General features: G+C 22.7%; 10 protein-coding genes and 1 tRNA gene. 6 read left to right on the top strand and 5 right to left on the bottom strand.

Annotation, left to right across the window (positions count from 1 at the left end):
- The 3 genes from LDP10_RS02440 to pgi all read right to left on the bottom strand — a co-directional run.
- Positions 1–359: tRNA (adenosine(37)-N6)-dimethylallyltransferase (locus LDP10_RS02440; RefSeq protein ID WP_321160499.1), on the bottom strand; the 359-nt coding region annotated here is incomplete at its 3' end.
- Positions 356–2,116, bottom strand: a complete 1,761-nt coding sequence (gene mutL / locus LDP10_RS02445) for a DNA mismatch repair endonuclease MutL (protein WP_265197157.1) — start codon at positions 2,114–2,116, stop codon at positions 356–358. The genes mutL and LDP10_RS02440, both read right to left, overlap by 4 nt.
- Before the next feature lie 213 nt (positions 2,117–2,329).
- On the bottom strand, positions 2,330–3,988 hold the full coding sequence (gene pgi, locus LDP10_RS02450; RefSeq protein WP_265197158.1) for a glucose-6-phosphate isomerase: 1,659 nt from the start codon (positions 3,986–3,988) through the stop codon (positions 2,330–2,332).
- Between the two features lie 759 nt (positions 3,989–4,747).
- Between pgi and orn the strand changes: the two genes are divergently transcribed.
- Positions 4,748–5,308: an oligoribonuclease gene (gene orn, locus LDP10_RS02455; RefSeq protein ID WP_265197159.1), complete on the top strand. Its 561-nt coding sequence runs from the start codon at positions 4,748–4,750 to the stop codon at positions 5,306–5,308.
- A 118-nt stretch (positions 5,309–5,426) separates the two neighbouring features.
- Positions 5,427–5,499: transfer RNA gene (locus LDP10_RS02460), tRNA-Gly, on the top strand.
- A 574-nt stretch (positions 5,500–6,073) separates the two neighbouring features.
- Here the strand turns inward: LDP10_RS02460 and rpmE are convergent.
- A complete protein-coding gene (rpmE, locus tag LDP10_RS02465; protein ID WP_265197160.1) occupies positions 6,074–6,286 on the bottom strand; it encodes a 50S ribosomal protein L31 in 213 nt (70 codons plus the stop codon).
- Positions 6,287–6,839: 553 nt separating this feature from the next.
- Between rpmE and hslV the strand changes: the two genes are divergently transcribed.
- The 3 genes from hslV (at position 6,840) to LDP10_RS02480 (ending at position 9,868) form a co-directional block, all read left to right on the top strand.
- Positions 6,840–7,370 carry an ATP-dependent protease subunit HslV gene (gene hslV, locus LDP10_RS02470; protein ID WP_265197161.1) on the top strand — a complete coding sequence of 177 codons (531 nt, stop codon included), beginning with the start codon at positions 6,840–6,842 and terminating at the stop codon, positions 7,368–7,370.
- 11 nt (positions 7,371–7,381) lie between these two features.
- The gene (gene hslU / locus LDP10_RS02475) at positions 7,382–8,716 is read left to right on the top strand and encodes an HslU--HslV peptidase ATPase subunit (RefSeq protein ID WP_265197162.1); all 1,335 of its coding nucleotides are present in this window, start codon (positions 7,382–7,384) and stop codon (positions 8,714–8,716) included.
- Positions 8,717–9,121: 405 nt separating this feature from the next.
- Entirely contained in the window at positions 9,122–9,868 is a 747-nt protein-coding gene (locus tag LDP10_RS02480) for an FAD-binding oxidoreductase (RefSeq protein ID WP_265197163.1), read from the top strand.
- Positions 9,869–10,111: 243 nt separating this feature from the next.
- Here LDP10_RS02480 and LDP10_RS02485 read toward each other — a convergent pair whose 3' ends face one another.
- Complete coding sequence (locus LDP10_RS02485) at positions 10,112–11,332, bottom strand: hypothetical protein (protein WP_265197164.1); 1,221 nt, start codon at positions 11,330–11,332, stop codon at positions 10,112–10,114.
- A 395-nt stretch (positions 11,333–11,727) separates the two neighbouring features.
- Between LDP10_RS02485 and LDP10_RS02490 the strand changes: the two genes are divergently transcribed.
- On the top strand, positions 11,728–12,136 hold a 409-nt coding region (locus LDP10_RS02490), incomplete at its 3' end, for a class I SAM-dependent methyltransferase (protein ID WP_265197165.1).

Consider the following 12,136-nt stretch of genomic DNA (forward strand, 5'->3'; position numbering starts at 1 on the left):
GGTGCTAAACCTTTCAACAATACTTTATAATACAACATTGTTCCCCCTACCAATAAAGGTATTCTTTTATGGTTAACAATATCTGATATTGCTTCTAAAGCATCTTCTTTAAATTCACCTACCGAATAATTTTCTTCTGAACTTTTGATATTGATTAATTTATGGGGAGCCTTTAAAAGTTCTCTTTCAGTCGGTTTAGCCGTTCCGATATTCAGATCTCTATATATTAAACCTGAATCTACACTGATAATATCTACTGGTAAATAATTTCTTAAGGAAATAGCTAATTTAGTTTTTCCACTTGCAGTTGGCCCCATAACAAAAATTACTATGGGTTTATTCGATATAATTTTACTCATATTTTTAAAAATCTTATTTTTTTATCGAAATTTATTGGTTGTAATAATTCTGAAGGCGGAAATTCTATAAAAATAGGACAAAATTTTTCCATATCTGATAGTACTTTCATAATTTTAAAATTATCCCATTTTGTTTTTGATATGCTTATATTTAAAGCAAACCATTTTAACAATTCTTCATAAGTAATAGTTTTTTTTAAAAAAATATACGTCAAAAAACATAAAAATAACTTTTTCCAATTTTGTTTTTTTAAAATTAAGGGTATAGATTTTAAACAAAAAAAATGTGAAGAAATAAAAAAATTTAATCCAAATTTTAATAAAATATCTTTATTATTTATGATAGAATCATATTCTACAGAAATAATTTGAACTTTAAAAATTTTAGGTAAAATAAACAATTTTATTTTATTATTAATAATATGTTTTGTATTACTAACAAAAACTAATCTTTCAGCCATAGGAAGAGAAACCAATGCAAATCCTTTAATGTTTTCAACCATTAAATAACAATTATAAATTAAAGATAACAAATATCCAAAACATTTATAAAAATTATTAAACAAAACATTTTTTTTAAAAAAATACATTTCTTTCCTTGCTCCTTGAATGATTTCACTATCTTTCGATATATTTTCTAAACATGTTTTTTTAAAAACTATATTTTTTTTTTCTTCCTTTTTTTCAAAATAATTTTCACCAGATATTTTAGAATTCTCTAATACCCAATCAACAGATTTAATAATTTCATTTTTCTTATTATTTTTTTTAAAAGCGTAAATTATTGCTTGATAAATAAAACCATGAACTAAACGAGATTGATGAAATTTTATTTCAGATTTAGTAGGATGAATATTAACATCTATTTGATTATTAGAAATAAAAACATAAAAAATAGAAGCATAAGAAACGTTCTTATTAAATATTTCTTTAATACCTTGATGTATTGCATGACGAATAAGATGATTATTTACAATACGATTGTTTACATAATAATATTTTTTATTATTATAAAAAGAACTTTTTTCAGACAATGAAATCCAACCATGCACACGCATAAAATTATTTCTTAAATCTATTGGTATTAATTTTTTTAAAAAATCAAATCCAAATACATTTTGCAATCTACTCTTTTCTTGACTAGTATCATCTATTTTAGTGTAATGTTTAATTAATTTACTATTATGTTTTAATTTAATATCGATATTATTCTTAGATAAAACCATGCAACGTACTATTTCATGAATTTTAAGAAATTCATTTTTCACATTTTTTATAAATTTCCGACGAACAGGAACATTATAAAATAAATCACATACTATTACACTAGTACCTACAGGATGGGATGTTGGTTTGAAAATTAATGGATTATTATATCCTTCTGTGTATAATGACCATGCTTCTTCATTTTTTTTGGTACAAGAAATTAAAGTAGTACGTGATATTGAGGTAATGCTTGATAAAGCTTCGCCACGAAAACCCAAACTATTGATATTTTCCAAATCGTTCAAGGAAAATATTTTACTAGTAGTATGCTGTAATACAGCTATTTTTAAATTTTTTTTATCCATACCTGAACCATTATCAGAAACACTAATGGATTGCAAACCACTTTCTTCAACGTTAACACAAATTTTAGTAGCACCAGCATCAATACTATTTTCTATCAGTTCTTTTATTACTGAACTAGGACTATAAATAATTTCTCCTGCCGCAATTTGATTAATTATTTCTATAGGAAGAACACGAATAACCATGATAAATTCTCATAAAAATATTTATTTTTATACTTTATAAAAAATTAATAATTTTGTTAAAAAAATACATTAAAAACTTTTTAATATATTTAAGAAGATAATTTTTTTTAAAAAATAAAACGTTTCTTATCTATTATATTTTTAAAACATATTTATTATAAAAACATATTTATATCAATATTATTGAATATATTTATTACTTTAATTCCGTTTTTAATGTTTATTAATCCATATATGATAAAAATCAATTAAACCGTTTGTAGATGTATCATAATTTACATTTTTTTTATTTTTTTTAAGATCGTGTAAAATTTTATCAGCTACTTTCTTACCTGATTCAACTCCCCACTGATCAAAACTAAAAATATTCAATATTATACCTTGAGTGAAAATTTTATGTTCGTACATTGCAATTAATGCTCCCAAAGTATAGGGTGTTATTTTTCTTAATAAAATTGAATTTGTTGGAACGTTTCCTTTGATATTTTTGTATTGAAACATATGTGTTGATTTTTTTAAATTAAAATTAAAACATTTTTTATCATTTTTTTGAATATTTTTTATTATGTTACCAAATGCTAACGTTTTAGTTTGAGCAAAAAAATTAGATAATAATTTTTCATGATGATCATGTAACATATGATGACTGATAATCGGAGCAATAAAATCACAAGGTATTAATTTAGTACCTTGATATATTAATTGATAAAAAGCATGTTGACCATTAGTACCTGATGTTCCCCAAACAATTGGTCCTGTTTGATACGAAATATGTTTTCCATTACGATCCACATTTTTACCGTTAGATTCCATATTAGCTTGTTGCAAATAAGCAGGGAAAAGATGCATATTTTGATCATATGGAAAAATTGCTTCTGTTTCTGCACAAAAAAAATTATTATACCAAATACCAATAAGGGCCAATAATATTGGAATATTTTTATCAAAAGGAGTTTGATAAAAATGCATATCCATATCATAAGCACCTTTTAATAATTTAGAAAAATTTTTAAAACCGATAGACAGTACAATAGATAAACCAACAGAAGACCAAAGAGAATAACGACCTCCTACCCAATCCCAAAATGTGAAAATATTTTTCACATAAATACCAAAACTAATCACTTTTTTGACATTCGTCGATACAGCAACAAAATGTTGTCTAATATTATTTTCATCACCTGTATATTTTAAAAACCAATTTCTGGCAGTATATGCATTTGTCATTGTTTCCTGAGTTTTAAAAGTTTTCGAAATAATAATAAATAATGTAGTATCATAAGATATTTTTTTTAGTACTTCAGAAATTTCTGTACCATCTATATTCGATACATAATGTATATTTAAATGATTCTTATAAGGACGAAGCGACTCCGTAACCATACGAGGACCTAAATCAGAACCTCCAATTCCAATATTCACTATATCAGTAATTTTTTTACCGGTACACCCTTTCCAATCACCATTGATTACTTTTTCGGAAAAATTTTTCATTTTTTCTAAAATAAAATTGACATCTAACATGATATTTTTATCATCTAACATAATTGGATGATCAATTTTATTTCTTAATGCTGTATGTAAAACTGCACGATTTTCCGTTTTATTTATTTTATCTCCTTGAAACATGGCTTTAATAGCATTAGATAAATTAACTTCTTTCACTAAATTTAACAATTTCAATATAGTTTCATCAGTAATTAAATTTTTGGAAAAATCAACCAATATTTCGTCATTAAAATATAGTGAAAATTTTTTAAAACGTAGATTATCTTTTAAAAATAAGTCCAACATACGTATGTTTTTTACAATCTTATAATGATTCTTTAATTCTTTCCAAGCAATAGTGTTAATAGGATTAATGTTTTTCATACTTACTCTTTAATATTTAAAATAGATATTGATCTATATTTTTATTTAAAATAAATATCGACTTTTATATCCATAAAATATTCTCTAATATTATATTATTATCAATTTTAAAATTATTTAAATAATTATTTGATGTTCTAATATCAAATTGATGAACATAAAATAAAAATAAAATTTTATATTAATTAAAATTAATAAAATAAAACGTTTAATACTTATCAAATTTTTCTATATATATAGTATATGTATTCTTTATTCCATTTTAAAAATATATAATTAAAAATATTCCTAACATCTTTAATTATCATAAAGATAAGTTATTTTATGTTTATACACAGGTAAAATATATATTATTATTTTATTTCTACTAAAATTAATTAATACATATTAAAATTAATTAAAATAAATACATTTAATCAAGTAAAAAAATTGCATTATTGTATCTTTTTTTATGTTACTTCTATTAATTTTACTAGAAAATTCAATAATAAATATATTATATATATATAACATTTAATTAAATGAAATCTAATGTTTGCTAAATTTTAATTCTTTTAGTATTTATTTTTACAAAAACATTAAATACTATTAATTATATAAAATTTATACATAGATAGTAAACTATTGATGATTAAAAATCACTTCCTATGTACTTAAATGCATAAAATATGTTTAGTCTATATTTACAGAGTAAATATATTATGTAATGTTTAGTAATATAAAACTATACAAGTACATACAAGGAATTAATAATAAAACATGGATAAAAAAAATAATCTTATTTGGCTTGATTTAGAAATGACAGGACTTGATCCCAATAAAAATAGAATTATTGAAATTTCTACTATAATTACAGATAAAAAATTGAACATTCTATCCATAGGACCTGAAATAGCAATTCATCAATCTTCAATAACACTAAAAAATATGGACAAATGGAACATAAAAACACATACAAAAAATGGTTTAATTAAAAAGGTAGAAAATAGTTTATATAATGAAAAATATGCCGAAAAAAGAACTATCAATTTTTTAAAAAAATGGACCTTATGTAATACTTCTCCAATGTGTGGTAACAGTATTCATCACGATAGACAATTTTTATTTAAATATATGCCTAAGTTAGAAAAATATTTCCACTACAGGAATATCGATGTAAGTACCCTTAAAGAAATAATCCTCTTATGGAAACCCAATATTGTAAAAAAATATGTAAAAGAAAATAATCATTCAGCATTGCAAGACGTAAAAAATTCAATAAAAGAACTATCTTATTATCGACAATACTTTTTAAAAAATAACATTTTTACATCTCAGTAAAAATTAATTTTAATATATTTATAATTAATAAAACTTGAATACATATCAATATTTTTATATAATATCAAGCATATTTAAAATAATTTTAATATTTTTTGATGAAAAATATTAAAATTATGCGGGAATAGCTCAGTTGGTAGAGTACAACCTTGCCAAGGTTGGGGTCGCGAGTTCGAATCTCGTTTCCCGCTATTAAATTTTTATTTAAAACAAAATTGTTGAACATAAAATATGTAAAAATCTTAAATATTTTAATTTAAATTAAATTAAATTCCATTTTATGGCTTATTAAAACTAATATTTTTAGTTTTTTCATTTTACATCATAAAAATATTTTATTTATCGTTTATAAATAAAAAATAACTATTAATTAAATATACATAAAATTTTTAAAAAACAATATTATTTATAAAATAATAATTATATTTTACGTAAAAAATATTTTTATTTTAATTACAAAAAGCGTATTATAAATACAATATTTAAAAAAAAATTAAGATATTTAAAATTTTTATATTTACGCATAAATCTTATCTAAAAAGATCTGGATTCATCTATCGTATAAACCCAGATCTTCCATATTTACTAATTTAAAAAATAAATTTTATTAACAATATTAATGATAAAATCATATAAAACACTATACACGAAACATTAAAAATTATTTATAATAAATAATATCTGTAATTAATGTTTTATACTTAATAAAAATATATTATTGTTTCTACCTTTATCTTTATTGAAAGTATATTTTTAATAAAAGTATTATATCTTGTTGATCATTTTAAAACGTTTATTAAATTTTTCTATTTGCCCTCCTGTATCTAATATTCTCTGTTTTCCTGTATAAAAAGGATGACATTTAGAACATACGTCAAGATTAATATTCTTATTAACAGTAGAAAAAAATAAAATTATGTGACCACAAGAACATGTTGCCGTAACTTTTTGATAGCTTGGATGAATTTTTTTTTTCATATCACACCTAAATTGAAATTATATATGCAATATAATACATATATATTTTACTCTTACGAAAATTAATATTAATTAATACATATCTAAACATTAATATAGTATATTAATACTATCTCAAAAAAGAAATTGCAAATACAACAATGTAGTAAAAATAGTAATTTTAAAAAAAATAAATTTAAAATTTATAACCAAGTAACAATAATACTCAATTATAAAAATACTTTGTATAATTAACACTAATTAATTATTTATTTTTAATACTAGTTAAAAAATAGTTATTCTTCTTATTTTTTAAAATAAAAAAAATAATCAACATTTAATTGATTCTAGAAAATGGATAAAAAAAATTAAAAATTATTTTTTTAACAATAAAATACGCAAATTTATATAGATAATAATAATTTTCCACAATTTATGTCTTGTAACTTTATATTTTAATTTTTTTATATTGATTTTGATTATTAGAATAATTATATTTTTATATTTCTCTACAATATTAAATTAAATTTAAAGTATACTAGATACATTATTTGTATAATTTAGGATTGAATTCGTGACAACTATTTTAAGCGTTCGATTAAAAGATAAAGTAGTTATTGGTGGAGATGGACAGGCTACTTTAGGAAATACTATTATGAAAAGTAACGTAAAAAAAATAAGATCACTTTATCATAAAAAAATAATAGCAGGATTTGCCGGTGGAACTGCTGATGCTTTTACGTTATTTGAATTATTTGAAAAAAAATTAGCGATGTATCAAGGAAAATTGTTGAGATCAGCAATTGAATTAGCAAAAGATTGGAGAACTGATCGTATATTACGAAAATTAGAAGCTTTGTTGGCTGTTGCAGATAAAGAAACATCTTTAATTATTACAGGAAATGGAGATGTTATTCAACCAGAAAACGATCTAATAGCCATTGGTTCAGGTGGACCGTATGCACAAGCAGCAGCAATAGCATTATTAGAAAATAGTTCTCTTTCCGCTAATAAAATTGTAAAAAAATCACTTTATATTGCCGCTAATATCTGCATATATACAAATAATAATTTTACTATTAAAGAATTACCTTCAGAAAAGTAAGGATCATCCCCATGTCTGAAATGACTCCTCACGAGATCGTCAGAGAACTTAATAAATTCATTATCGGTCAAGTAAAAGCAAAACGTGCTGTAGCCATCGCTTTACGTAACCGTTGGCGACGCATGCAACTTAATAATGAACTAAAATGTGAAATTACACCTAAAAATATATTAATGATTGGACCTACAGGTGTTGGTAAAACAGAAATAGCCAGAAGATTAGCAAAATTAGCAGATTCTCCATTCATAAAAATAGAAGCTACTAAATTTACAGAAGTCGGATATGTTGGCAAAGAAGTCGATTCTATTATTCGAGATTTAACAGACATTGCTATTAAAATAGTTCGTATGCAAACTATCAAAAGAAATAACGATCATGTCAACGAAAAAGTAGAAGAAAGAATATTGGACATATTAGTTCCCACTGTAAAAAAAAATTGGAAAGAATCTGAAGATTCTAAAAAACCTTCCAACACTATTCAAGCTTTTCGAAAAAAATTACGTGACGGTGAATTAGACGAAAAAGAAATTGAAATTAATATAGCAACCCATCCAATGGGAGTTGAAATAATGGCTCCACCTGGTATGGAAGAATTAACAGGTCAATTGCAATCGCTTTTTCAAAATTTAGGAGGAAATAAAAAAAGTATTAGAAAGTTAAAAATAAAAGATGCAATTAAATTATTAAAAGAAGAAGAAGGAAACAAATTAATTAATCAAGAAGAGTTAAAAAAATCTGCCATAAACGCTGTAGAACAACAAGGTATTGTATTTATCGATGAAATTGATAAAATTTGTAAACGTAGTGGTCCTTCTTCAGGACCAGATGTTTCACGAGAAGGAGTGCAACGTGATTTATTACCTTTAATAGAGGGATGTACAATATCAACCAAATATGGTATGGTAAAAACTGATCATATCCTATTTATTGCTTCCGGTGCTTTTCAAACCACTACTCCATCTGATCTAATTCCAGAATTGCAAGGTCGACTACCGATTCGTGTAGAACTAAAAGCTTTAACTGTAAGCGATTTTGAAAGAATCTTAATAGAACCTACTACTTCCATTATTATGCAATATAAAGCTTTAATGAAAACAGAAGGAGTGACGATTAATTTTACTCCAGAAGGGATACGTCGTATAGCTGAAACAGCATGGCAAGTGAATGAATCCATGGAAAACATTGGAGCCCGTCGTTTGTACACTGTATTAGAACGTTTAACTGAAGATATATCGTTTCATGCTAGTGAAAAAAATGGAGAAATTATTAATATTGATCATGATTATGTACGACAACATTTAGATAAATTAATATCAAACGAAGATCTTAGTAAATTTGTTTTGTAGTTGTTTAATAAAACTATTATTGGCTTTCCTATATTAGTGATTTATCTAAAATAGGAAAGTTATTCTCTAAAAAATTAAAATTTGTTCAAAATAAATACATTTAAATTAGTAATTTATATTTTAAATTTAATATCAAAAGTATTGATCAGTAAAAAAATAATATAATATAAAAAATATATTTAATTTATTTTTTCTTAATAAATATAAAAATATTCCCATGTTTTATATTTTCTTTGCTTTTTTTTTTACATTTTAATTAACAAAATATTTGAGACAAAAATATTTATTATCAATTTTGATATATTTTATATAATTTAAAATAGCAGTATTGCTATTTTAAATTATATAAAAATCAAAATTCAAATATATTTTTAATTTAATATTATATAAAAATAGGAATTTAATATGACACAATGGATAACAGGAAAAATAATAAAAATAAAAAAATGGAATTCACATTTATTCAGCATAATTTTAAATGCCCCAATTGCACCATTTATTGCCGGACAATTTGTTAAATTGTCTTTTAAAAATGAAAAAAAAATACAACGTGCTTATTCGTATGTTAACGCACCTGATAACAAAAATTTAGAGTTTTATATAATATTAGTTAAATCAGGAGAAATGACAAACAGACTTTATAACTTAATACCAAACGATGAAATTTTAATTACAAAAGAAGCCTCTGGTTTTTTTACCATATCAGAAATACCTGAATGTAAAAATTTATGGATGTTTGCAACGGGAACAGGTATCGGTCCTTATTTATCAATATTACAAGATAAAAAAGATAAAATTAAAAAATTTAAAAACATTATATTAATACATGCTGTAAGATATATTAATGAATTGAATTACACTCCTCTTATAAATAAATTGAAAAAAAAACATGAAGGGAAATTACATATTCATACTATTGTCAGTCGAGAAAAGACAGATAACTCGCTTATGGGTAGAATCCCAAATTTAATCAAAAACAAAGAATTAGAAAATAAAGTAGGACTTGAATTAAACTCAAATTGTTCGCATGTTATGTTGTGTGGAAATCCAAACATGGTTCGGGATACGCAAAAAATTCTTTTAGAAATTAAAAACATGCGAAAACATTATCGTCGTAATCCCGGACATATAACTAGCGAAAATTATTGGTAACTTATGAATTTTATTTTTTGATTAATCTCGATATATTATATTTAAAATTATTCCCTTTACCCAAAACGTAGTTTTTTAATAAATTTATTGTTATAAATAAAACACCAATTTTGCCGTAAAAAACTAATTAAATAGGAATATAAATTCCATTTTATATTCCTATTTTTATATTTAATAAATATATACAAACTTTTTGATACTAACATCCCCAAAAAATTAATATAAAATATTAATCTATTTCATTTATTCAATAAAAGCAGAATATGTAATTTCAGGTTCTGAATTTTTTGATAGTAAAATGGATGTTTTAATACCAAGAATATTATATTTACTAACAGAATTTTCATCAAGAGGTATTAATTCCGCTGTATTTTTTGCTGTTATTTCAAATTTTCCATTATTTAACTCTTGAACATTGTATGAAATTACCGGTCTTTTTTGTTCACACTCAGATAAATCTGGATGTCTAGAATAAACATCATAATAAGCTTGAGTGAAAATATCAGGATGTAAATATGCAGAAAGCAATTGTCTAGATTCAAGATTTGGTATTATTTTTTTAAATGAATGTAACATTGTCATTGGTGATGACTTATAAACTTTATTTCCATTAACAGTGAATAAAGAGTTATCTCCTATATAAATAAAATTTTTATCCAATTTATTAGTATTTTTTAATCTATAAAAATTATCTTGATATTGGTTTGCAAAATTTGCAGCTTGTACGGATGAATTTAATTTTTTTAATGGTTTCCAAACAATAAGATATTTTTGTTTTTCACCTACAAAAATTTCTTTTTGATACTCAGGTTCATAAAAAGATGCATTATTTATAGAATTGTTTTTCTCTGGTAATATATTATTGCTATTTATATCATCTGTAGATTTTATTTTATTAACATGATTTTTGTTTTTAGATATACCATCTTTTTGTTGAAGTATCTGATTAATCATTTTTTCATCAAATATTTGATTTATCGATGGTTTATTAAAACGATGTATAAATTTATGAATAATTTTTTTAGTAAAAGAAATAGAAGAATTTAAAGTTAATTCTCCTAAATTTATTAATTTTTTAGCAACTCTTGTGACTTTATTATTTTGTTTATTTATTTCCGTAGATGTAAGTGAAATAAATTTATGAGTTGAATCTTCCAAAATAAAATCACTTATATATTTTTTTATTTTTAATATATCTGCGTTTGATGAATTGTAACGACTGATATTTTTTTTTACCGTCAGATGTCTTTTAACTAAAGGCTTATTACTGAAAGATATACTATAAAGATCAGATTTGTTTTCAGAAATTAAATTTACTGAAGTATCTTTTTGTAAAGAAATAGATGAAGAATCTTTTACATCTTTATTTTTAATATATGCTTTAATTTTTTTATTTTCTTCTATTCTTATTTTATTTTTTAAATCCAAGAATTGTGTTTGACTTGTAAATGATACGGATGACATGAAGTTATGTCCTCTTTTTATTCTTTATTCTTCCTTTTTACTTGAATTTAGTTTTTTAGTCAAGTTATCAGAGATCGAATTAATTAAAAATAATTATTTTTTTTTAAAATTGAATATAATTAATACTTTTCCCACGTTCTTTTAATGTAAAAATATTTACTAACAAAAGGATTTCTTATATATAAAAATATTATTTTTTTATTTTTTTTAATTATTAATTTTTAATAAATACAAATTTTAATTGAATTAATATTCATATATGTTAATTAAAATCAATTATTTAATATTTGATATTTTTATAATACGCGCATATAATAAAATCACATTTTTTATGTATATAAAATTAAAAAATTAATTTTTTTACATAAAAATTGATAAATAATAGAATTTAAAATATGAAAATTTATATAATTAATGAATCTTTTAAAAAAAAAAATATTATAAATAAATGGGGATTAGAACATGATTCGTCATCAATCATGGCTTTAATTATAAAACAAGATAGATTAGAAATATTTAAAAGAGACGAACCTCATTTAGGTAATTTTTGGATTGACTTTGCTCACAAAAAAATGGAATATCGAATAAAAAATTGTTTTCTTAAAAAAGAAGCTATAAGAAAAGCAGTTGGAATTAAAAAAAATTATTATCCTAACGTTTTGGATGCAACAGCTGGATTAGGTAAAGATGCTTTCATATTGGCTGCTTTAGGTTGTCAAGTTTGTATGATAGAACGTAATCCAATTGTCGCTGCTTTATTAAATGATGCTTTACAAAGAAATTATAAAAATCATACAATTAATA

Origin of the sequence: Buchnera aphidicola (Pemphigus obesinymphae) (genome assembly GCF_026122815.1) — a bacterium.
In the GTDB taxonomy this organism is placed as follows: Bacteria; Pseudomonadota; Gammaproteobacteria; order Enterobacterales; family Enterobacteriaceae; genus Buchnera_C; species Buchnera_C aphidicola_BJ.

Coding starts and splice junctions, on each gene's coding strand:
- mutL (WP_265197157.1), bottom strand. CDS start 2,116: ATGGTTATTCGTGTTCTTCCTATAGAAATAATTAATCAAATTGCGGCA.
- pgi (WP_265197158.1), bottom strand. CDS start 3,988: ATGAAAAACATTAATCCTATTAACACTATTGCTTGGAAAGAATTAAAG.
- orn (WP_265197159.1), top strand. CDS start 4,748: ATGGATAAAAAAAATAATCTTATTTGGCTTGATTTAGAAATGACAGGA.
- rpmE (WP_265197160.1), bottom strand. CDS start 6,286: ATGAAAAAAAAAATTCATCCAAGCTATCAAAAAGTTACGGCAACATGT.
- hslU (WP_265197162.1), top strand. CDS start 7,382: ATGTCTGAAATGACTCCTCACGAGATCGTCAGAGAACTTAATAAATTC.
- LDP10_RS02480 (WP_265197163.1), top strand. CDS start 9,122: ATGACACAATGGATAACAGGAAAAATAATAAAAATAAAAAAATGGAAT.
- LDP10_RS02485 (WP_265197164.1), bottom strand. CDS start 11,332: ATGTCATCCGTATCATTTACAAGTCAAACACAATTCTTGGATTTAAAA.